Raw genomic sequence first — 20721 nt, 5'->3', positions numbered from 1 at the left:
CGTGCGCACCCGCTCGTACGGCGCGCGACGCAAGCCGCGTGCGGCCTGGATCGCGCTCGGCACGGGCGTCGTGCTCTCGTTCGTGGTCGTCGTCGCCGTGCTGCTGCCCGTCCTCGGGCTGATCGGCGCGGCCGACGGCACCACGGCCGGGGCGCTCGACGTCCCGGTCGGCGCGATCGTCCTGTCGATCGTCCTCAGCTACGCGGTCGGCCTGGCCTGCCTCGCCGTCGCGTTGCTCTCCCGCAACGCGGCCCTCGCCTGGGTCGCCGCGGTGGCCGCCGTGATCGCGACGCTCATCGGCTCGATCTGGCCGCTCGTCGCGACCGGATTCGCCAGCGTCGACCAGGCGAAGGACGTCATCCCCTTCATCCAGGACCTGATCGCCCGGGTCCGGGGGTAGCGTCGGGGCGATGAGCTCCGACTACCTCCGCGCCTACGACGACCAGCTCCGCTCCGACGCCGAGACCCCGAGCGCCGTCTCCGTGACGCGGGAGGGGCCTCTGCGTCTGGTGACCTTCGCCGGCGGACGCGGCTTCGTCACCTACCGCGACCTCGCCGGCGCCTCCTCCGCGGAGATCGCCCGCCTGGTCGCCGCGGCCTGCGCGCACTTCGACGCCGATCCCGGCATCACCCGCGTCGAGTGGAAGACCCGCAGCCACGACGAGGCCCCGGGCCTGCACGACGCGCTCGTCGCGAACGGCTTCGCGCCGGACGAGGCCGAGTCGATCATGATCGGCCCGGTCGAGGCGCTGCTTTCGGACCGGCCGGTCCCGGAGGGGGTCGTGCTGCGGCGGGTCGTCGACGAGCCGGACGTCCGCGCGTTCAGCGCCATGATCGACGCCGCCTTCGAGGAGGAGGTCGACGTGTCGATCGCCGATTCGCTCGTCGCCCGCCTGGCGCGCGGCGACGGCATGGAGCTGTGGGTCGCCGAGGTCGACGGGCGCATGGCGTCCGGCGGCCGGCTCGAGCCCGTCCCGGGCACCGCCTTCGCCGGCATCTGGGGCGGAGCGACGCTGCCGGAGTACCGCGGACGCGGGCTCTACGGCCTGGTCACGGCCGCCCGCGCCGCCTCCGCCCAGGCACTCGGGAAGACCCTCGTGCACAGCGACTCGACCGAGTACTCGCGGCCCATCCTGGAGCGCGCGGGCCTGGTCCGGGTGTCGACGACGACTCCGTACCGACGGCGGCATCCGTAGTCCGCTCTCCGTGCGTGCGCGGGGATCTCGATACGCGCGCTGAGCGCGCTACTCGATCAGCATGTCGGGGACTTCTGCTGGTCGAGTAGCCCGAAGCGGCGTATCGAGACCTGCCCGTTCGTGCGTGGAGATCTCGATACGCGCGCTGCTCCGATCAGCTCGGGGACGTGATCTCGAGCGCGATGTTGTCGGGGTCGCGGAACTCGAGGAGGCTCATGCCGCCGGCGTCCTTGATCGGCTCGTGGGCGATGCCGAGGTCGTCGAGCACGGCCGCGGCCGCCTTCAGCGCGTCGAGGTCGGGGACGGTGAAGCTGACGTGGTCGAGCCCGACCCGGTCCTCGTCGAAGCGGTCGTCGCCGGGCGCGACGGGGCGCAGGCCGAGCAGTCCGCCCGGGAACTGGTAGATCACCCCGCCGAACACGAACGCCAGCTGCTCCTTCTCCTCCGGCGACGCGTCGGCCGGCGGCGCCTCGAAGGCGACGTCGAAGCCGAAGACGGAGTCGTAGAAGGGGCGCGAGACGGCGATGTCGCGGACGGTGAGTCGGACGTGGTTGTAGTCGACAGCGGGGATCGGCACAGGGGTTCCTCTCGGCGGGGCGGGCGGAGTGCCCGTCTCCAGTGGTTCGGAGGCGGCGGGCCGCCGGTTCGGGGCTGGCGCCGCCTCCGAGGATCGGGTAGCGCGTCAGTCCAGCTCGGTCGGGCGCGCGGGCTCGGCCAGCAGGGCGCGCGCCGCCATCCCGATCACCGCGCTGTAGGTGGGGTAGGCGAAGCGGACGTTCGCGAGGGTCGCGAGGTCGACTCCGGCCGCCATCGCCGTGGTCACCGACTGCACGACCTCGATCGCGTTCTCGCCGACCGCGTGCGCGCCGAGCAGCAGCTCGCGGCGCCGGTCGGCGATCAGCGTGAGGAACCCGTTCTCGCGGTCGTCGATGACGGCGCGGTCCACATTGGAGAACGGCACCGAGGCGACGACGCACTGCGGGTCGCGCTCGCGAGCCTGCTCCTGCGTGAAGCCGACGCCCGCGTAGTCAGGGTCCGTGAATCCGCCCGCGGGCAGGAGGAACTGAGGCGTGCGCCGGTTCGCGCCGAGCACCGCGTTCTCGGCGGCGGCCTCCGCCTCGAACTGCGCCGCCTGCACGAGCATGTCGCGCCCGTTCGCGTCGCCGACCGCGAAGATGTGCGGCACCACCGTGCGGAAGTACTGATCGGCGGGGATCGCCGAGCGGACGACCTCGATGCCCGCGTTCTCGAGTCCGAGGTCCTCGACGTCGGCGGGCCAGCCGGTGGCCATGATCACCACGTCGACCTCGGCCGTGCGGTCCTCGCCGCCCTCGCGCCACGCGATCGCGAGCGAGCCGTCGTCCTGCCGCTCGATGCCCGACACCGTCTCGATCCCGGTGCGGACGCGGACGCCCTGGCGCTCGAAGGCGGCGCCGACGTGCTCGGAGATGCTGGAGTCGGAGGTCATCAGGATCCGCGGGGCGACGTCGAGGAGCGTCACCTCGGAGCCGAAGGCGTTGAAGACGGTGACGAGCTGGGCGCCCGTGTTGCCGCCGCCGATCACGGCGACGCGGCGCGGCAGCTCGGTCAGCCCGAGCACGTCCTCCGGCACGGTCGCGAGCTCGGCGCCCGGGATCGGCAGCCGCCGCGAGTGCCCGCCGACGCAGACCATGATCGAGCGCGCGCGGATCCGCCGCCCGCTGTCGAGCACGAGGGTGCTCTCGTCGACGAAACGGGCGCGGCCCTCGTGGATCAGGTCGACCCCCGCCTCCTCGAACCGCTGCGCCTCGCGCTTGATCGAGCGCACCAGGTCGACGCGCTCGTGCACGTGGCGCACGGTCGCGGCCCAGTCGAGGACGGGAGTGCCGATCTCGATCCCGTAGTCGCCGGCGGAGCGGGTCTCGCGCATCATCCGCGCCGTCTTCGCGAGGACGCGGGTGGGCACGCATCCGGTGTTGACGCAGGTGCCGCCGACGCGCGCGGCCTCGAGCACGACCACGCGCGCTCCCAGCTCCGCGGCGCGGAGGGCGGCGGCCGTCCCCGCGGGTCCTGCGCCGATGACGGCGACGTCGTACTCGGCCTGCTCGGGAGTGCTGTCGGGCACGGGGACCTCCGGTTCTGGGTGTGCTCCGATCCTGCCGCTCCGCGCCCCGCTGCACCCGGCCTTGACAGCCCGCCCGCGAGCCGGCGTCGCGGGCGTCCCGACGCTGAACATCGGCCGAGGACGGTTGCCCGGCGGGCGCCCGGCACGGTGGGATGACCGGGTGGGCTGCGGCGGGGGACTCGAGCGGAAGGCGCTCCGATGAGCGCCCGCACCTTCGGGGTGGAGGAGGAGTACCTCCTCGTCGACGCCGGCACGTTCCTCCCGACGCCCGCGGCGCCGCTGCTGCTCGGCTCCGTCCGCGGCTCCGCGGCGGTCGCCCTGGCCGCCGAGCTCAAGGCGGAGCAGATCGAGGCGGTCGGCGCTCCCGCCCGCACGCACGACGCGCTGCTGGCCGGACTGCGCGAGGGCCGCCGCCTGGCCGACGACTCCGCCCGCGAGGTCGGCGCCCGCGCCGTCGCGGTCGCGACCAGCCCCGCCGCGTTCGAGCCGCACCTCTCGGCCGACGAGCGCTACGACCGGATGGCCGAGCGCTTCGGCCTCGTCGCCCGCGAGCAGTTCACCTGCGGCCTGCACGTCCATGTCGGGATCGGGTCGCCGGAGGAGGGGATCGCGGTCCTCGACCGGCTGCGCGGCTGGCTGCCCGCCCTCCTCGCCCTGAGCACCAACTCCCCGCTGAGCGCCGGCGTCGACACCGGCTTCGCCAGCTGGCGCTACCAGTCGTGGGGGCGCTGGCCCACCGCCGGCCCGGTCGGGATCTGGGGCGACCTCGAGCAGTACCGGAGCGTCGTCGCCTCCCTCACCTCCTGCGGCGTGCTGCTGGACGAGGGGATGCTCTACTTCGACGCCCGTCTCTCCCGTGCGCACCCGACCGTCGAGGTGCGCATCGCCGATGTCCCGCTGCACGCCGAGGACTCGGCGCTGATCGCCGTCCTGATCCGGGCGCTCGCCGAGACGGCCGTGCGCGACGCGGGCGCCGGGGTCCCGCCCGTGCCGCTGCCGACTCCGGTGATCGCCGTCTCCTCCTGGCTGGCGAGCCGCCACGGCACGACCGGCGACCTCATCGATCCGGTCGACGGCTGCCCGGTCCCCGCCGCCGCAGTACTGGCGCGCCTGCTCGACCACGCGGGTCGGGCGCTGGCGGAGTCGGGCGACGAGGAGGTCGCGGCGTGCGGCGTCGAGCGGGTCCTGGCGCGGGGCACGGGCGCCGAGCGGCAGCGCGCGGTGTGGGAGCGGACGGCGTCCGCGGCCGAGGTGATCGCGGACGCGGCGGAGGCGACGCGCGCCTAGCGGCTCGCTGGTCGCGGGCTCACCGCTTGCTGGTCGCGGGCCCGGCGGCTCAGGGCTCGCTGGTCGCGGGGTCCGGTGACCCGGACTCCACCGAGCCGGACTCCACCGTTCCGGGGTCCTCCGCCTCGGGCTGCGGCGACTCCGGCACCAGCTGGTAGCCGCCCTCGATCGTCCCGTCCGGGCGGAGCAGGATCTGCGTGTACACCGGGGCGCCGCTGCGGAGCGTCGTGCCGCTGACCCGGAGGGGCTCCCCGGCGAAGAACGCCTCCGAGCCGGTGCAGCCGGCGAAGAAGGACGCGTCCGGGCGCTGCACGGCGAGGCACACCGTGGTGCCGTTCGGCTCGGTGATCAGCAGGCGGTCGTTCTCGGCGGTGTCGAACCCGGAGCCGTAGACGACGGCCTCCCCGGCGAGCAGGGCGAGGCCCGGCGGGACGTCGGTGGTCGGCTCCCAGCCCTCGACGAGCGCGGCGAAGCGGTCGGCGGGATCCGCGGAGGCGGTCGGCGGGGCGACGGGGTCCGCGGGCGGAGGGAGGAGGAGCGCGGTGGGGACGATCGCGCCGACCGCGGCTCCGCCGACGATCGCGGCGGCGAGTACGAGGCGGCGGCGGCGGGGGTGCGGCGTCCGCGGGGCCGGCCGGTCGGGGTGCTCGGCGGGCGACTCCGGAGTCCCGGAGCCGGCGGTCGCCGACAGCGGGAGTGCGGTCGCGGGCAGGGGGAGAAGCGAGTCGGTCGCCGTCCAGGGATGCGCCGCGCCCGGCTGTGCCACGGACGGCGTGGCGCCGGTCTGCGCGCCGGACCGCGTCACTCCGGGAGGCGCGTCCTCCGCCTCCAGCTCGCCGAGCCGTCGCAGCGCCTCGCGCCGCTCGTCCCGGTCGGCGCCGTCGTCGCGGGGTCGGGCCGACAGGATCCGCTCGAGATCCCTGCGCTCGTCGTCCTCGGCCTGCACTCCGTCAGTATGGCGGGCGCCGGACACGGGAACGGCCCGCGACCCCCGGGACTCCGCCTTTTCAGCGGTGTCCCGGTGGCCGCGGGCCGTTCCGGTGCGGGCGTCAGCCCGACGGGTTCTCGACCGGGTCGCCCTCGGGGTCGGTGGCCGTCTCGGGGTCGACGTGCTCGGGGTCGGTGGTCTGCGGGTCCTCGGGAGTGTTCTTCTCGGTCATCGGATCCTCCTTGTCGCTGGATGCGGAACGTGCGGACAGATTCCACGCTACGGCGGGAGCTCCGTGGAGCGCGCCCGGTTGACTCCGCCGCCCGGTGTCCGGAACCGAGGTCAGGAGCGGCGGATCCGCCCGAGCGGCCCGTCACGCTGCTTCCGGCCTCGGCTCCGGACGCCGCTCGCCTCAGCCGGCCCCTTCACCCGTGGCAGCCGCGGGCCTCCACCGCAAGGCCTGGCAGCGCTCTGTCGCGATTCGTACGCTGAACCCATCGAGCCGAGGAGCAGCAGCGCCACATGATCCGCACCACCGTCACCATCGAGGGCAAGACCTACGGGCTGTCCCAGGGGACCGACGTCGCCGAGCTGAAGCGGTCGGCGACCGAGGCGACGCAGGCCGGAGGAGGCCTCGTCGACTTCGTGATCGTGGGCAACCGCCAGGTCAGCGTCCTGATCTCGACGGGTGTTCCGGTGATCTTCGAGGAGCTCGAGGTGCCGGACGACGACCGCGACACCGGTGACGTCCACCAGCCGTGGGACGACATCGACTACCTCGACTGACCCCGTCCTCCCGGCCGCGCCGTGTCGCTGCCGGGTCCCAGACGCCTGAGGGGCGCCGCCGGCTGGACCCGGCGTCTCTCGGGCACCTCGTGTCGCGCTACTCCGCGGACTCGCTCTCGGCCAGCTCGCCCTCGACCAGCGTGCGGGCGGCCGAGGCGAGGGCCGAGCGGATGCGCTCCGCCGGCTCCTGCAGCATCGCCGCGATCGCGTCGACGTCGTGGCCGCCGGTGTGCCGGAGCAGCCAGGCCTGGCGCTCGAGCGTCGGCAGGGCGTGCAGGCGGCGGTGGAAGCCCGAGCGCAGCAGGTCGTCCTCGCGGATCGCCGGCGGGGCCGGCTCGGCGCGCTCCATCGCGGAGCCGCCGCGCTGCACGCTCGCGCGCCCGACCTCGGAGCGCATCAGGTCGAGGGCGCCCGTGTCGTCGAGTCCCTGCGGCCGTCCGCTGCGGACGGTGACCGCGGCGTGGCGGAGGGCGGCGCTCGCCGCGGAGTCCGACAGCGTGAGTCGGTAGGCGTACGCGTAGAGGCCGAAGGCGCGGTACTCGAGGGCGCGGCCGGCGAGCAGCTCGCCCTGCTGCTGCGACTGCGTCATGCCGACGGCGGCGACGGGTCTGTCGTAGGTGGTCACGGTGACTCCTCGGCTCCGCGCGCTCCAGGCGGAAAACGCGTCGGAGGCGATGCTAGGGAGTCGAGAACGATCGTTCTACCCTTGACTTCTCAGAATCTTTTTCGATGCGTGCGCATGGAAGCGCTTTCCCGACAACCGTCCCGGAAAGTGGAAGCGCTCTCACTCCCGCGCCGAGAGGATGCAGAACTCGTTGCCCTCCGGGTCGGCGAGCACGACCCAGGACTGCTCGCCCTGCCCGACATCGGACCGCGTCGCCCCCAGGCCGACCAGCCGCGCGACCTCCGCCTCCTGGTCGTCCGGCACGAAATCCAGGTGCAGGCGGTTCTTCACGGTCTTGCGCTCGGGCACGTCGAGGAAGAGGAGGCTCGGCCCGCGGCCCGACGGGGCGAGCAGCTCGATGCCGTCCTCGTCCTCGTCCACGACGTCCCAGCCGAGCGCCTCCTGCCACCAGTGCCCGAGGGTCCGGAAGTCGGTGCAGTCGACGATGATCTCTTCGAGTCGGAGGGCCATGCACCGACGCTAATCGGCGCGGGGCGTGTCGGGGAAGTGCGTCCGGCGGGTCCGCGCGGCGCCGCGGCTCCGTCCGGCCGTGTCGTCCGCGGGACGGGTGCCCGTGCCGGTTCGGCACGACGGCTGGCGGCCGGAGCGGCGGCGCGGCATCCTCGACGCGGGTGCCCCTGCGCCCGGGGACGAGGAGCAGCATGAGCACCGCACGCGAGCAGTGGGAGGCGCGCTACGCCGACTCCGATCGGATCTGGTCGGGCCGGCCGAACGCGACGCTGGTCGGGCTGGTCGGCTCGCTGCCGCCGGGCCGCGCCCTCGACCTCGGCGCCGGCGAGGGGGCGGATGCGCTGTGGCTGGCGTCGCTCGGCTGGCGCATCACCGGGCTCGACCTCTCCGAGACGGCGCTGGGCCGGGCGCGCGCGGCCGCGGCCGAGCGGGGCGCCGATGTGGACTTCGTGCAGGCAGACCTCGCCGAGGACTGGCCGGTCGTGGGGGAGTTCGATCTGGTGACGGCGAGCTTCCTGCACTCGATGGCCGAGTTCCCGCGGATCGACGTGCTGCGGCGGGCGGCCTCCGTCGTCGCTCCCGGCGGCCGCCTCGCCGTCGTCTCGCACGCCGCGCCCCCGCCGTGGGCGAGCGGCGACGACCACCGCCACGGAGCGATGCACCTCGTCGGCCCCGAGGAGGAGCTCGCCGAGCTGGCCCTCGACCCGGCCGAGTGGACCGCGGAGCTCGTCGAGACGCGGGAGCGCGCCGTGACCGCTCCCGACGGCACGGCCGCCGTGCTCCTGGACGGCGTGCTGCTCCTGCAGAGACGCGGCTGAGCAGGCGCTGCTCGAGGACCCGCGGCCGGGCTAGCGTGGTCCGCGACCCCGACCCCGCAGGAGGCGCCGATGCCGCTCGATCCGTACCTCGCCGCCCGGCTGCCCCTCCTGGCCGGCCTCGCGTATCCGCTCGACGCCGAGCAGACCGCCCGCATGGCCGCGTTCGAGGAGGATCCGGGGCCCTGGTCGCTGCCCGAGGGGATCGACGTCGTCACGGAGACGGCGTCCGGCCTGCACGGACCGGTCCCGCTGCGCGTGTACTCACCCGCCGCGCCCGAGCGCGCTCTGCTCTGGGTGCACGGAGGAGGGTTCGCCGCCGGGAGCATCGACATGCGCGAGTCGCACGTCGTCGCGGCGGAGCTTGCCCACCGGGCGCGGGCCCGGGTCGTCTCCGTCGACTACCGGCTCGCCGGCCCCGACGTCCGCTACCCCGTCCCGCTCGACGACGTGCACGCCGCCTGGCGGCACCTCCGCAGCACGGAGTCCGGATCCACACCCGTCGCGATCGGCGGCGCGAGCGCGGGAGCGGCCCTGGCCCTCGGTGCGGTCCTCCGCGAGCGCGACGCCGGTGCGCGGCTGCCGGAGCACGTGCTCCTGGCCTACCCCTTCGCCCACTTCCCCAACCCCGCCGTCGACGACGCGATCGCGGCCGAGCTGCGCGAGCTGCCGCCGGTCCTCCGCTTCCCTCCGTCGAGCATCGAGGGCATGGTGCGCACCTACCTCGGGCGGATCTCCGACCTCCCCGTCGAGGCGCTGCCCGGCTCCGCGCCGCTGGCGGGTCTGCCTCCGGTCACGGTTGTCGTGAACGAGTACGACGAGCTGCGCGGGTCAGCGGAGCTGCTCCTGCGCCAGCTCGCGGAGGCGGGCGTCGCCGTGACCGGGCACCTGGCCGCCGGCATGCCCCACGGGCACCTCAACCGGACGCCGGCGCTGCCCGAGGTCGACCGCTCGCTGCACCTCTTCGCCGCCCAGCTGCGCGCGATGGGCTGAGGCGCTCTGCCCCGTCCCGTCCCGCTCTGCCCCGCTCAGCTCAGGCAAGGGTCCGCACCGTCCCGCTCAGGCGCGGTCGTGCAGGGTGACGTGGTAGCCGTCCGGGTCGGCGAAGGTGAAGGTGCGCCCGAACGGGCCGTCGATGGGAGCCGCGACGACGGGGTGCCCGTCGGCGACGAGCGCGTCGTGGATCTCCTGCACGCCGGTCGCGTGCAGCCAGATCGCGGCGCCCACCCCGGGGCGGGAGGCGGAGTCGAGGTCGGTGCCGGGCGCGAGATCGCGCAGGGCGAAGGCGATCGGAGTCGTCGTGAAGACGACGGCGTGCGGCGGGCCGGCGGGCGAGCGGACCAGGCCGAGGTACTGCTCGTAGAACGCCTGGGACGCCGCGAGGTCGCGGACCTGGAGCGAGACGAAGTCGGGGCCGGTGACGGGCATTGGGTTCCTCCTCGGTTGTGTCAGCTTTCTGACACATTGGAGCGTATGTCAGAATACTGACATGAGTCAAGACGGCATCGACCTCGAGACCTCGCTCGGCTACCTCCTCAAGGAGGCGTCGAGCGCCCTGCGCGCGGCGATGGAGGCCGTGCTCCGCCCGCTCGGGATGACGGTCACCCACTACTCCTGCCTCGAGCTCCTCGCCCAGCGGCCGGGCCTCTCGAACTCGGAGCTCGCGCGGGGCGCCTTCGTCACCCGGCAGTCGATGAACGTCCTGCTGCAGACTCTGGAGCGCGACGGCGTCGTCACCCGCCCCGACGCCGCTCCGGTCGGAAAGGTGCTCCCCGCCCGGCTCACTGAGCGCGGACGCCGCAGCCTCGCCGAGGCGTCCGCCGCCGTCCGCGGGGTGGAGCTGCGGATGCTGGAGGGGCTCGCGGAGGAGGAGCGGCAGGCGGCGGCGCGCCTGCTCCGCGGGATGATCCGGTCGCTGCGGGCGGACGACCGCGCCTGAGGGGCGCTGTTCCGCCGTCTGTAGGAACGAGGGCCGCCCGCTCGCCGGTACGGTCGCGCTCGTGGCAGCAGGAGGAGCGGTGCGCCCGCTCGACGTCGGGATCGTCGGCGGCTCGATCGGCGGACTGTTCGCCGCGGCCCTGCTCGTCCGCGACGGGCACCGCGTGACGGTCCTCGAGCGGTCGGCGACGGGCCTGTCGCGGCGGGGCGCCGGGCTGGTGGCCCAGCAGGACCTGATCGACCTCCTGCACGCGATCGGCCGCGACGACGAGGCGCGGGTCGGCGTCGTCGCGCACGAGCGGATCACCCTCGACCGCTCCGGGCGCGTGATCGGCCGCGACCCCTCCCCGCAGACGCAGGTGTCGTGGGACCACCTCTACGACACGCTCCGCTCGCGGATCCCCGCCGACCGCTACCTCCTCGGCCACGCCGTCGCCGGGGTGCGCCCCTCGACCGGGACGGACCCGGTCGTCGTCGAGCTGCGCGACGGGAGCGGCCTGGAGTTCGACGTCGTCATCGGAGCCGACGGCCTCGGATCCGTCGTGCGCGCGGCGGTCGCGCCCGAGGCGCCGGGCAACCGCTACGCCGGCTACTCGACCTGGCGCGGGCTGATCCCGGAGTCGGCGCTCCCCGCCGGGGCCGCGGCGACTCTGCTCGGACGCTTCGCCTTCTACACCGCGCCCGGCGAGCACATGCTCGGCTACCTCGTCCCCGGACCAGCCGGCGAGGTGGAGCCCGGCCGACGGCGCTACAACTGGGTCTGGTACCGGCCCCTCTCCGAGGACGCCCTCCGCGGAGTGATGACGGCGTCCGGCCGTCCGTCGGAGAGCGTGTCCCTCGCGCCCGGCGATCTCGCTCCCGATCTCCGCCGCCGGCTCGAGGAGGACGCGGTCGACCGCCTGCCGCCGCCCTTCGCGGCTGCCGTCCTGGCCGAGTCGCAGCCCTTCCTGCAGGCGATCGTCGACTACGTCCCGCCGCGGACGGTCCGCGGCCGGGTCGCCCTCCTCGGTGACGCCGCCGTGACGGTGCGGCCGCACACGGCCATGGGCGCGGCCAAGGCGGCGGGCGACGCGCTGGCCCTCGCCGCCTCCCTCGCGCGGCACCCGGTCGACGAGGCACTCGAGCGCTACGAGGCCGAGCGGCTCCCCGTCGGCCGCGCCATCGCCGAGTACGGCAGGCGCGTGGGCCGCTCGATCCCGCTGCTGTCCGAGTGACCGCAGCAGCATGCGCCCGGCCGAACCCGGATCGACGGCGCGAGCCGATCCTCGGTCGGAGCGGACATGGCTCGCGCTCGCCCTTCAGCGTGCAGGGTCCGATGCGCTGCCCGGCGGCGACTCGAAGGGAAGCTGGAACGGGGGTTCGCAGCATCGCATGGTCGCCACCACGTGGCGCCGGCGCGGACGATTGCAGTCGATAGCGACGAATTAGGTTTCGGCTAGAGGTGACTATCATCGGCTAGATGTTGCCTGAGCAGAACCCCTACAGCCCTGGATCCGGTCGGCGGCCGCCCGAGCTCGTTGGTCGGACTGGCGAGCTCGAAGCGTTCGACACGATCCGCGCTCGTGTCACGCATGGAATGAGCGATCGCGGCATCGTCCTCACGGGCCTCCGCGGCGTCGGCAAGACGGTGCTGTTGAACGAGATGCACCGCATGGCGGAGTCGTTCGAGTGGCTCACGGTGCGCCTCGAGGCGCGTCGGGATGAAGGCGGCGCGCGGGCCGTAAGGCGTGCCCTGGCTCGAGAGCTCGTCGTGTCCGCTCGCAAGCTCACCCGCTCGAAGCCGACGGCGCTGATGCGAGAAGCACTCGGCACGATCTCCTCGTTCAATGCGAAGGTCGGTGCAACGGGGATCGAACTCGGAGTCGCACTCAACGACGGACGTGCCGACTCCGGCGACGCTGAAGTCGACCTCCTCGAGCTCGTCGAAGACGTTTCCACCGCTCTGGGGGAGCGTCGTCGTGCCTTCGGTGTGTTCGTCGATGAGATGCAGGACCTCGATGCGGAGACGATGGGTGCGCTCATCGCCGCTCAGCATGCGGCGAACCAGCGGGAGTGGCCGTTCTACATCATCGCCGCCGGCCTCCCGAATCTCCCCCGTGTCCTCACCGAGACGCGTTCGTACGCCGAGCGCCTCTTCAACTACCGACAGATAGGCACCTTCTCTCGCGACGATGCGGCGCACGCTCTCCGAGAGCCCGCGGAGCGGCTCGGCGCTGAGTTCGCTCCCGATGCGCTCGAGATTCTCCTCGAAGCCGCAGGCGGCTACCCGTACTTCATTCAGGAGTACGGGCAGGCCGCATGGAACCTCTCCAGTCGTCTTGTCACTCTGGCCGACGCCACGGCAGCAGTACAGTACGGGACCGAACAGCTCGATGCCGGATTCTTCCGCTCACGATGGCAGCGAGCCACGCGCTCAGAGCGACGAATGCTCCGCGCCATGGCAGCCGACGGTGAGGGACCCTCCTCCACCGCTCTCGTCACGCAGCGAATGGGTATCCCGACAACCAGCCTCGGGCCCTACCGTGCCGCGCTCATCAGCAAAGGACTGGTCTACTCACCCGAGCACGGCCAGATCGCCTTCACGGTCCCCGGCATGGCTGGATACGTCGACCGCCACCACGAGGACCTCGACGACGGGAGCCCGAGCGTCTGAAGTCGACCAGACGTCTCCTCTCTCAAGGGCTCGGAGTCCGGTCGCGTACGGGACGTCGCAGAACAGTAGGCCTGGGGAGGCATCAAGACGGAGAACCAGGGACGGCCCTGATCTTCCGGCTGGTCTCCTCAGGTGAGCCGAGGTCCGTGCTCGTCACGAGTTCATCCGCCGCCCCCGCCTGGCCGCTCCCCGCCGTCCGCCGCGCGTCCCTTGCTCCCCGACCGCGGAGACGGCACCCTCGGGTGACGGACCACGGCGAAGGAGACGCATGGACGACGACGGACTCCTGGCTGCGCTGCTGCGGGGACGGCCGGCGACGCTGGCCGACGCGGCGGAGCTGACCCACATCGACGAGGCCGAGGTCGCCGCGGCGATCGAGCGGCTCCGCGGCCGGGGGCTCATGGGCGGCGAGGGCGATCAGCTCGACTTCCCGGCGCCGATGGAGTGGGCGGCCGCGGCCATCGCCCGGCACACGGAGTCGGCGCGGCGGGCGGGCAGGGAGTCCCTGGACGGGATCGAGCGCGTCGTCGCGGGCCTGCCGATGCTGCTCGGCGCCTGGCGGGTCGGCGAGGACACGACGGATCCGGTGCCGACCCTCCTCCGTCACGGGCCGCACGCGTCCGAGGACCTCTGGTTCGACCTCGTCCGCCGCGACTCCGGCTCGCTCGTGGCGGTGCTCCCGAACGTGGAGCGTTTCCTCGACCCGCCGACGGAGCGGGCGATCCGCTTCGGGCACGCGCTCGCGGCGAAGGACCGGGTGCGCGTCATCATGCCGGCCGCCGGCGCGCGCGACCCCCGGGTGCTCGCCCGGGTGGAGGCGTACCAGGCGGCGGGCGTCGAGTACCGGCTCCTCGAGAGCCCGCCGAGCTGGTTCTGGGTCGACGGCGACCACCTCGCCGTCCCGTTCGAGCGGGGCGAGACGAAGCCGACCAGCGTGCTCGGCGTGCGCCATGCGGCGCTGGCCGGGCTGGTCGAGTCGTACTTCGAGGTCCTGTGGCGGCAGGCCGCTCCGATCGGCGCCGTCGACCAGAGCTGGCTGCCGCTGCTCCGGCTGATGCGCCAGGGCGTCACGCTCGAGACCGCGTCGCACCGGCTCGGCATGAATCCGCGGACCGGCCGCCGCCGCGTGGCCGCCGCGATGGAGCACTACGGAGTGGCGACGCTCTTCGCGCTCGGCACGGCGTGGGCGGCGGACTCGCGCACCCGCGACGGCGACGCCGGTGCCGGAGAGCCGGTGCTCGTCGATCCGGAGGCGCTCGAGCCGGGAGCGCTGGACGACGGCGAGATCGACCTCGCCGAGACGGTGCCGCGCGATTGAGCTCCCGCGGGACCGAGCCGTGCGGCCGACCCCTCGACGCCTTCGGGTGGCAGTGAGGAGTCGGCCGATGCGCCCGCCCGGGCACCTCTCCAGTGTCCGGACGTGACCACTGCGGGGACAAGAGCCTGTAGCGGACACGTCCGCAAGAGGACACCGCACCCGGGAGCGGATCGCCGGCGCTCCCGCTCGGAGGCGGGCGCGTGCCAGGCTTGCCGCATGGATCTCGAGGTGCGGCCGGGGCTCGTCGTCCCCGCATCGGAGCTGCAGTGGCGGTTCTCGCGCTCCTCCGGGCCCGGCGGGCAGCACGTGAACACCTCCGACAGCCGCGTTCAGCTCACCTGGAACGTCGAAGAGTCGACGGCCCTCTCGGACGAGCAGCGCTCGCGTCTGCTCGAGCGCCTCGGGCGGCGGCTCGTCTCCGGAGCGGTCACCGTCACGGTGGCGCAGCAGCGCTCGCAGCTGCGCAACCGCGAGACGGCCCTCGAGCTGCTCCGCGGGATCATCACCGCGGCCCTCGCGCCGCCCTCCGCCCCGCGGCGCCCGACCCGGCCCACGCGCGGCTCCACCCGCCGCCGGCTCGCCGCGAAGCAGCAGCGCTCCGAGACGAAGCAGCAGCGCCGGCGGCCGCCCGGCGACTGAGCGGAGCCGGGGGTCCGTCCGGCGGGTGCGCCAGGCCGCGGTGCCCCGATCGCGCCGGACCCGGCTCAGGGAGTGAAGAACGCCTCGATCGCCGCGGTCAGGGCGACCAGGTCGTCCACGTGGGCTAGCTCGCGCGCCGAGTGCATCGAGAGCAGCGGCACTCCCACGTCGACCGTGGAGATGCCGAGCCGGGTCGCGGTCAGCGGGCCGATCGTCGATCCGCACGGCACCGAGTTGTTCGAGACGAACTCCTGGTACCCGACCCCGGCGCGCTCGCAGACGCCCGCCCACAGCGCCGCGCCGCGCGCATCCGTCGCGTAGCGCTGCGTCGCGTTGATCTTGAGCAGCGGCCCCTTCCCGGCCACCGGCTGGTTCGCGGGATCGTGCTTCTCGGAGTAGTTGGGGTGCACGGAGTGGCCCGCGTCGGCCGAGAGGCACCAGGAGGCGGCGATCGCCCGGGCGCGCTCGTCGACGCCGGCGCCGAGGGCCGTGCCGATGCGCGAGAGGACGTCCTCGAGGAACGGCCCGCTCGCTCCGGACCGGCTCGCCGAGCCGAGCTCCTCGTGGTCGAAGGCGGCGAGCACGCTGATGTGCGCGGGCGGCGCCGCGGGATCGGCGCTCGCCGCGAGGAGCGCGACGAGGCCGGCGTGCACGGAGCTGAGATCGTCCATCCGCCCGGCGGCGAGGAGCATCTCGTCGAGGCCGAAGCGGCGCGGCGCCTGCGTGTCGGCGGTGAGCAGGTCGTAGCCGGCGATGTCGGAGGCGTCGTCGAGCCCGGCGTGCGCGGCGAGCAGCTGGAGCAGGTCGACCTCGGAGGCGTCGCCGATGCCGAACACGGGGACGGTGTGCTTCTGGCGGTCGAGGGTGAGTCCCTCGTTCGCCGTGCGGTCGAGGTGGATCGCGAGCTGCGGGATCCGCAGCAGCGGGCCGGTCCGGAGCAGGCGCGTCGAGCCGTCGCGGGTGACCACGCGCCCGGCCAGCTCGAGCTCGCGGTCGAGCCAGGAGTTGAGCAGCGGGCCGCCGTAGATCTCGACGCCGGCCTGCAGCCAGCCCTTCGAACCGATCGTCGGCCGGGGCTTGAGCATGAAGCCGGGGGAGTCGGTGTGGGCGCCCAGGATGCGGAAGGGCGTGGTCGCCCCGGAGCCCTCGGGCAGGTGCCAGGCGATGATCGCGCCGTCGCGGACGACGTAGTACCGGCCGGGCCCCGCGGGCCACGCCTGCGTCTCGTCCAGCCCCGTGAATCCGGCTCCCTCGAGGCGCCGTGCCGCCTCGGCGGCCGCGTGGTACGAGGAGGGGGAGGCGGTCAGGAACTCGGCGAAGTCGGCGATGTGGTCGTCACGCGTGGTCATCCCTCCAGTGAAGCACGCGGCGCGGCCGGGACGGGGAGGGTGCCGGGGGAGCCCCTGCGGCGGCCGTCACGGCCGGGCAGGGGCACCCCGGGGCGGAGGGTCAGCGCCGGGTCAGGTCGACGTCGGCCTCCGCGGCGATCGCCTTGATCAGCGCCGAGGCGTTCTCCCCGCCGAAGCCGGCGGCCATCGCCTCGTCGATGTAGTGGCGGGCCGTCGCGACGCCGGGGACGGGTGCGCCGACGCTGTCCGCGTAGGCCTGGATCAGCCCCGCGTCCTTCTGCATCAGCGCGAGGGCGAAGGACGGCGAGTAGTCGCCGGCGACAGCCTGCTCGACCCGCTGCGGGCGTCGCACTTCCCCGTTCGAGTCCGCGACGGCCGAGGACGCGGTCATCACGGACGCGGAGTTCAAGTCAGTTGCCGCGGATCTGATGAACATCCGCAGCACGATCGGGTACGTCTCGAGCAACCTCAACCAGCTCGCCCCTCGGTGGCGCCAGCGGGCGAGGGCTGATGCGCAGAAGTTGTGCGCGGGAAGAGGTGCTGAACCGCTCGTCGCCGCGTGAGGAGGGGGCGACGAGCGGTTCAGCGCTGGTCTTTCGGGTGTCGTTAGCGCACGACTCCGTCGATCTCGAAGCTGTCGAAGCTGCCGGCGAGGTACGGGTCGGGGAACTGTGACTTGCCGAGGAAGTTGCCGCTGGTGCGGCCTAGGTCCTTCGGAGCGAGCGGCATGGCGGTGTTCTGCCCGACCTGCACTCCGTTGGCGAAGATCGTTCCCGTCGTCGTGCCGTTCGTATTCGCCTTGAAGGTCACCTTGATGTCGGTCCACTGCCCAGCGGGCATCGTGAAGTTCGTCGAGATCCGTGTCTCCGCTCCATTACCGGAGGTCGTGAGGGCGAGCCCTAGCTTCCCGTCAGTCGACTTCGGCGTGAGGAACACGTACTTCTGGGTGCTGCTGCCGAAGTCGAACAGCCGGCTGAAGGTGGAGATCGAATCGACCTTCACCCTCATCGAGATGGTCAGGTCCTTCGAGCGTGACAGGATGTCCGACGGCAGCTGGGCGAAGGCCCCGTCGCTTCCGTTCAGCCGCAGCACGCTCGCCGTGCCGTCGGTGGCGGTTGCCGCCGTCCCCTTGAGCGCGAGCGCGTTGCCGTTGCCGGAGGCGTCGGGGACGGTGCCGTTCGACGATGAGTCGAAGGTGTAGGTCACCCAGTCGGCCGGGAGCGGCTGCAGGGCTTTAACGGTCACGGACACCGTGTCGGTGGTCGCAAGGACGCCGTCGCTTGCCCGGAGTGCGAACACGTAGCTGCCGGCGGTACTCACCGACGCAGACGTGCGGCGAGCAGTCGGCGACGCGAAGGTCGCGGTGGCACCGGCAGGAGCAGACTGCACGCTCCACTGCGTCGTCAGGGTTCCGTTCGGCGAGCCGAGTCCGTCGTCGGAGGCGGATCCGCTGAGCTGGATCGGATCGAGTCCGAGGGACAGCCCGGCCTGGTCGGGTCCGGCGTTGACGGTCGGCGCCGCATTCGCGCCCGGGGCGGTCGAGACCAGGTGGACGATGTACGTGCTGCCGGCGGGCGCATCGAACGGGACGCGGACCGGCGCGGGAAGCGTTCCCGCGAGAGAGGCGGGCCGGTAGACGTTGACGGTGCGCTGGCGCACGCCGTTCACGATGACCGCGTAGCTGCCCTGCGCGAGGCCGCTGACCTCCGCGATGCCGGAGTGTGCGGTGCCGGTGCGGTTGAGCATGTCCAGGCGCAGGTCGGCGCTGTTCGAGCCGACGATCGCCTGCGAGTAGGCGTCGTTCTCGAGGTCGACCGACAGCTGCTGGGTCACCAGGTTGAGGCGGCGCTGCAGGCCGTCCTTCGGGATGACGGTGGTGGAGTAGGCGTCCCGCGAGACGTCCGCTCCGTATCCGACGACTCCGAAGATCGGGTCATCGGTGACGACGTCGGCGCTGAGGGTCTGCAGGGTGCCCCACAGTCCGAGATCGCTCTCGCCGGTCATGCCCCGCCAGCCGTTGTTCAGCTTGACGTTCGCGCCTCCGCCGACCCCGAGGGTGCCGAGGTTGCCGCGCTCGGCCTGGTACGACCACGATGCGGCTCCGATGTTGGCCGGCGCGTTGCTGATCTGGCCGGAGTTGATGGTCGCGAGTCCTGCGACCTTGCCGGCGTAGTTCAGGCGCTGCAGCTCGGCGCGGCGCGCGGCGGTGATGGCCGTGGTTCCGGTCTCGAGTGCTGCGGTGTGGTTGATGTAGTCGTCCATCGTGTAGCCGGCGAGGGAGGCGCTGTACTGGAACTGCCACCAGTTCTCGCCCGTGATGGTGGTGGGGTCGGAGTACCAGTACCAGACGGGCATGCGTCCGCGGGCGGCCTCCGTCTTGGCGACGATGTCGCGCATGACGCGCAGGGCGTTCGTCTTGTCGTCGTTCACATTGAGCTTGGCGAGGGTGTAGACCGCCTCCTCCCCCGTGTTGTCGTAGCTGTACTCGGAGCCGTAGGGGTAGGCGTTGGAGGAGAAGTTGGCGTACTTGATCGCCATCTTCGCTTCGATGTCGTTGGCCTGCGTGTCCAGTCCCTCGGCGCGCAATGCGGCGATGAGATCGGGTGTCGAGAGCTCACCCATGAGTCCGGTCTCCCAGTTGTAGGCGACGGGTCCCTCGTAGAGCTCCTTGAAGATCCCGTAGGCCGTCGTCAGGTACCACTGAGCGGGGTGGGCGTAGGCGATCGCGGAGGGGTTCTGCTTGGCGATGTTGTACATGCCGAAGAATGTGTTGTAGACGTGCGGGTAGGCGTAGCCGCGGTAGCCGGGCGTGGTGTTCAGGCTGCCGGGCTTCCCCTGCTCCCAGAAGTCGTAGACGGTGTACTTCGGCGCGGCGCTGGGCGACGTGTTCCCCATCAGGTTCTCCCAGACGGCCTTCTGGAGGTAGTCGTCGAGGGCCTTGATCTGGGTGGCGTCGGGCAGGGCGACGAGCTTCTCCGCGAGGAACTGGCCGTGCGGGAGTCCCCAGTCGTCGCCGAGCCCGTAGTAGCCGGCGTACTCGTTGCGGCGGCCCTGAGGGGCGTTCGTCGTGGTGGCGAGGCTGCCGTCGGGGGCGTTCATCATCCAGTCGTCGAAGGTGTAGTTGCGGATGTCGCTCGCGGAGAGTCCGTCGGACGGCTTCCACTGGGTCTTCTCGACCATGAACTTCGCATGCGTGTCGAGGAGTCCCGCGACACTGTCGATCACGGAGAACTGGAGGACGGACTGCCGCGCGGCGCCGGTCTGGTCCGTGTACGAGACGGTGACGTCGTTGGCGCCCAGCTGCGTGCGGTCGAAGGTCATCCCGTAGATCCGGTAGTCGCCGTTGCTCCGGGAGAACGTCACGACGGGGTTCGTGGGCGCTGACCCCTTGAGGTCGTTGCGGTTGCGCGCGGTGACTGACGTGATGGTGCCCTTGATCCGGAACGCCATCTCTGCGCGCCGGTCGATGGGCACGATGAGTCCGGGGACGACCGTGGTGTCGAGCAGCCCTCGATCGAACATCGTCTGCTTGAGTGCTGCGTCGTCATCGACCTTGCCGATGCGATAGGTGTAGCTCTTCGTCGCGCCCGGCGCGATGGCGACACTGGTGGAGCTGAGGTAGCCGCGGTTGGTCTTCTGGATCGCGGTGGAGTGCGGGTAGTAGATGTTGAGGCCCTTGATGTTCGAGCTCTCGTTCGCCGAGTTCCAGGCCCAGGAGGTGTTGCCGACTTCCTCGGTGCGCCAGCGGTCCTGGTACTCGAAGCCGGAGCCGGATGCGGTGTCGGCGGTCATGGCGATGAACGGGCCCTGGCCGCTGGGACGCTCGAGAGTGACGTAGGAGCCGTTCTTACCCACGTAGGAGTGTGTGAGGACCCGGGTCTCGTAGATCGAGTCGCCCTGCCTCCATAGCTCGTTGCCGGGAACGGGGACACCCCAGTCGCCGATGACGAGCTGCGTGGCCGCGGTGTTCTTGACGTCCTGCTTCCAGACCAGGGAGCCGTCGGAGGCGAGAGAGTACGTCTCGGTGACGGTGAAGCCCTTCACGCCTTCCGCGTTGGTGGAGTTCTGGTGGGTGACCGTCACACTGCTCGACGTCGCCGAGACGGTGCGGCCGTCGGCCGACTGGGAGGTCCACGCGGTCTTCCAGGGGTTCGCGCCGACACCGGTGGTCGACACTGCTCCCGTGCCGTTCGCGTAGGAGAACATCAGGTTCCCGAACCACTGGCGGTACTTGCTGTTCGTCTCGCGGGCCTGCTCCGGAGCGCTGTCCGGGTTCATCAGGTATTCGGTGTCGTGTAGGTCGCCGACGATCTTGAGCGACTGCATCGACCCGTCCGCGGCGAAGCTCGCGCGGATCTTGTCGGAGGCGAGCGTGTAGGGGTAGCTGGTGGCGGCGTCGGCGGTCTGGCCGACCACCACCGATCCTGCTGCGGCGATGACGCCGATCGTGAGCGCCGCGAGCAGCCGAGAGGCTCTGCGTGAGAGGAGGGACATGTCCTGCCTTCTTCGTCGAAGTGCGGATGCGGTGACCGGCGGCCGCCGCAGAGGAGCGAGGATCCGCCCGGCGGTGGGA

20 protein-coding genes are annotated in these 20721 nt (G+C 72.4%); 11 read left to right on the top strand and 9 right to left on the bottom strand.

Going from position 1 to position 20721, the window contains the following annotated elements; translation table 11 throughout:
* Position 1: 1 nt before the first annotated feature.
* Positions 2–400, top strand: coding sequence for a hypothetical protein (locus C5C44_RS04070; RefSeq protein ID WP_104317722.1), 399 nt, complete (start codon positions 2–4; stop codon positions 398–400).
* Between the two features lie 10 nt (positions 401–410).
* On the top strand, positions 411–1196 hold the full coding sequence (locus C5C44_RS04065; protein WP_104335365.1) for a GNAT family N-acetyltransferase: 786 nt from the start codon (positions 411–413) through the stop codon (positions 1194–1196).
* 154 nt (positions 1197–1350) lie between these two features.
* On the opposite strand, the gene C5C44_RS04060 is transcribed toward C5C44_RS04065, so the two are convergent.
* Together C5C44_RS04060 and C5C44_RS04055 are read right to left on the bottom strand one after the other, a co-directional pair.
* Complete coding sequence (locus C5C44_RS04060) at positions 1351–1773, bottom strand: VOC family protein (RefSeq protein ID WP_104223996.1); 423 nt, start codon at positions 1771–1773, stop codon at positions 1351–1353.
* A 105-nt stretch (positions 1774–1878) separates the two neighbouring features.
* A complete protein-coding gene (locus C5C44_RS04055) occupies positions 1879–3300 on the bottom strand; it encodes an NAD(P)/FAD-dependent oxidoreductase (RefSeq protein WP_258066654.1) in 1422 nt (473 codons plus the stop codon).
* 198 nt (positions 3301–3498) lie between these two features.
* Between C5C44_RS04055 and C5C44_RS04050 the strand changes: the two genes are divergently transcribed.
* Complete coding sequence (locus C5C44_RS04050) at positions 3499–4587, top strand: glutamate--cysteine ligase (RefSeq protein ID WP_104335363.1); 1089 nt, start codon at positions 3499–3501, stop codon at positions 4585–4587.
* 49 nt (positions 4588–4636) lie between these two features.
* Here C5C44_RS04050 and C5C44_RS04045 read toward each other — a convergent pair whose 3' ends face one another.
* A complete protein-coding gene (locus C5C44_RS04045; protein WP_104335362.1) occupies positions 4637–5533 on the bottom strand; it encodes a hypothetical protein in 897 nt (298 codons plus the stop codon).
* A 504-nt stretch (positions 5534–6037) separates the two neighbouring features.
* Here C5C44_RS04045 and C5C44_RS04040 point away from each other — a divergent pair.
* Entirely contained in the window at positions 6038–6301 is a 264-nt protein-coding gene (locus tag C5C44_RS04040; protein WP_104224053.1) for a hypothetical protein, read from the top strand.
* A gap of 97 nt (positions 6302–6398) precedes the next feature.
* Here the strand turns inward: C5C44_RS04040 and C5C44_RS04035 are convergent, their stop codons facing one another.
* On the bottom strand, positions 6399–6926 hold the full coding sequence (locus tag C5C44_RS04035; protein WP_104335361.1) for a sigma-70 family RNA polymerase sigma factor: 528 nt from the start codon (positions 6924–6926) through the stop codon (positions 6399–6401).
* A 159-nt stretch (positions 6927–7085) separates the two neighbouring features.
* Positions 7086–7436, bottom strand: a complete 351-nt coding sequence (locus C5C44_RS04030; RefSeq protein ID WP_104224051.1) for a VOC family protein — start codon at positions 7434–7436, stop codon at positions 7086–7088.
* A 191-nt stretch (positions 7437–7627) separates the two neighbouring features.
* Here C5C44_RS04030 and C5C44_RS04025 point away from each other — a divergent pair, with 191 nt between their 5' ends.
* Together C5C44_RS04025 and C5C44_RS04020 are read left to right on the top strand one after the other, a co-directional pair.
* Positions 7628–8254 (top strand): class I SAM-dependent methyltransferase, encoded by a 627-nt coding sequence (locus C5C44_RS04025; protein WP_104335360.1) that lies wholly within the window; start codon positions 7628–7630, stop codon positions 8252–8254.
* 69 nt (positions 8255–8323) lie between these two features.
* The gene (locus C5C44_RS04020; RefSeq protein ID WP_104335359.1) at positions 8324–9244 is read left to right on the top strand and encodes an alpha/beta fold hydrolase; all 921 of its coding nucleotides are present in this window, start codon (positions 8324–8326) and stop codon (positions 9242–9244) included.
* A gap of 66 nt (positions 9245–9310) precedes the next feature.
* Here C5C44_RS04020 and C5C44_RS04015 read toward each other — a convergent pair whose 3' ends face one another.
* Complete coding sequence (locus C5C44_RS04015) at positions 9311–9679, bottom strand: VOC family protein (RefSeq protein ID WP_104225857.1); 369 nt, start codon at positions 9677–9679, stop codon at positions 9311–9313.
* A 61-nt stretch (positions 9680–9740) separates the two neighbouring features.
* Between C5C44_RS04015 and C5C44_RS04010 the strand changes: the two genes are divergently transcribed.
* The 5 genes from C5C44_RS04010 to arfB all read left to right on the top strand — a co-directional run bounded on the left by C5C44_RS04010 (position 9741) and on the right by arfB (position 14799).
* Positions 9741–10190, top strand: coding sequence for a MarR family winged helix-turn-helix transcriptional regulator (locus C5C44_RS04010; RefSeq protein ID WP_104232916.1), 450 nt, complete (start codon positions 9741–9743; stop codon positions 10188–10190).
* Positions 10191–10251: 61 nt separating this feature from the next.
* Positions 10252–11403, top strand: a complete 1152-nt coding sequence (locus C5C44_RS04005) for an FAD-dependent monooxygenase (RefSeq protein ID WP_219812165.1) — start codon at positions 10252–10254, stop codon at positions 11401–11403.
* 245 nt (positions 11404–11648) lie between these two features.
* A complete protein-coding gene (locus C5C44_RS04000) occupies positions 11649–12842 on the top strand; it encodes an ATP-binding protein (RefSeq protein ID WP_104225860.1) in 1194 nt (397 codons plus the stop codon).
* Between the two features lie 268 nt (positions 12843–13110).
* Positions 13111–14160: a hypothetical protein gene (locus C5C44_RS03995; RefSeq protein ID WP_104266507.1), complete on the top strand. Its 1050-nt coding sequence runs from the start codon at positions 13111–13113 to the stop codon at positions 14158–14160.
* 216 nt (positions 14161–14376) lie between these two features.
* The gene (arfB, locus tag C5C44_RS03990) at positions 14377–14799 is read left to right on the top strand and encodes an alternative ribosome rescue aminoacyl-tRNA hydrolase ArfB (RefSeq protein WP_104335358.1); all 423 of its coding nucleotides are present in this window, start codon (positions 14377–14379) and stop codon (positions 14797–14799) included.
* A 65-nt stretch (positions 14800–14864) separates the two neighbouring features.
* Here arfB and C5C44_RS03985 read toward each other — a convergent pair whose 3' ends face one another.
* The 3 genes from C5C44_RS03985 to C5C44_RS03975 form a co-directional block, all read right to left on the bottom strand.
* Positions 14865–16148: a M18 family aminopeptidase gene (locus C5C44_RS03985; protein WP_104260523.1), complete on the bottom strand. Its 1284-nt coding sequence runs from the start codon at positions 16146–16148 to the stop codon at positions 14865–14867.
* 100 nt (positions 16149–16248) lie between these two features.
* Positions 16249–16584: an NAD-binding protein gene (locus C5C44_RS03980; protein ID WP_104250481.1), complete on the bottom strand. Its 336-nt coding sequence runs from the start codon at positions 16582–16584 to the stop codon at positions 16249–16251.
* A gap of 170 nt (positions 16585–16754) precedes the next feature.
* Positions 16755–20642, bottom strand: a complete 3888-nt coding sequence (locus tag C5C44_RS03975; protein WP_104335357.1) for a DUF5695 domain-containing protein — start codon at positions 20640–20642, stop codon at positions 16755–16757.
* Positions 20643–20721 lie beyond the last annotated feature (79 nt).

The sequence above is a fragment of the Rathayibacter sp. AY1F6 genome (genome assembly GCF_002932035.1).
In the GTDB taxonomy this organism is placed as follows: Bacteria; Actinomycetota; Actinomycetes; order Actinomycetales; family Microbacteriaceae; genus Rathayibacter.
The sequence above is the reverse complement of the archived record's forward strand: the minus strand, read 5'-3'. Positions and strand labels throughout refer to the sequence as shown.

Bases quoted from the DNA above. Each gene is read 5' to 3' on its own strand.
- C5C44_RS04030 (WP_104224051.1), bottom strand. From the start codon at position 7,436: ATGGCCCTCCGACTCGAAGAGATCATCGTCGACTGCACCGACTTCCGG.
- arfB (WP_104335358.1), top strand. From the start codon at position 14,377: ATGGATCTCGAGGTGCGGCCGGGGCTCGTCGTCCCCGCATCGGAGCTG.
- C5C44_RS04015 (WP_104225857.1), bottom strand. From the start codon at position 9,679: ATGCCCGTCACCGGCCCCGACTTCGTCTCGCTCCAGGTCCGCGACCTC.
- C5C44_RS03980 (WP_104250481.1), bottom strand. From the start codon at position 16,584: ATGTTCATCAGATCCGCGGCAACTGACTTGAACTCCGCGTCCGTGATG.
- C5C44_RS04020 (WP_104335359.1), top strand. From the start codon at position 8,324: ATGCCGCTCGATCCGTACCTCGCCGCCCGGCTGCCCCTCCTGGCCGGC.
- C5C44_RS04050 (WP_104335363.1), top strand. From the start codon at position 3,499: ATGAGCGCCCGCACCTTCGGGGTGGAGGAGGAGTACCTCCTCGTCGAC.
- C5C44_RS03975 (WP_104335357.1), bottom strand. From the start codon at position 20,642: ATGTCCCTCCTCTCACGCAGAGCCTCTCGGCTGCTCGCGGCGCTCACG.
- C5C44_RS04010 (WP_104232916.1), top strand. From the start codon at position 9,741: ATGAGTCAAGACGGCATCGACCTCGAGACCTCGCTCGGCTACCTCCTC.
- C5C44_RS03995 (WP_104266507.1), top strand. From the start codon at position 13,111: ATGGACGACGACGGACTCCTGGCTGCGCTGCTGCGGGGACGGCCGGCG.
- C5C44_RS04000 (WP_104225860.1), top strand. From the start codon at position 11,649: ATGTTGCCTGAGCAGAACCCCTACAGCCCTGGATCCGGTCGGCGGCCG.
- C5C44_RS04065 (WP_104335365.1), top strand. From the start codon at position 411: ATGAGCTCCGACTACCTCCGCGCCTACGACGACCAGCTCCGCTCCGAC.
- C5C44_RS04040 (WP_104224053.1), top strand. From the start codon at position 6,038: ATGATCCGCACCACCGTCACCATCGAGGGCAAGACCTACGGGCTGTCC.
- C5C44_RS03985 (WP_104260523.1), bottom strand. From the start codon at position 16,148: ATGACCACGCGTGACGACCACATCGCCGACTTCGCCGAGTTCCTGACC.
- C5C44_RS04025 (WP_104335360.1), top strand. From the start codon at position 7,628: ATGAGCACCGCACGCGAGCAGTGGGAGGCGCGCTACGCCGACTCCGAT.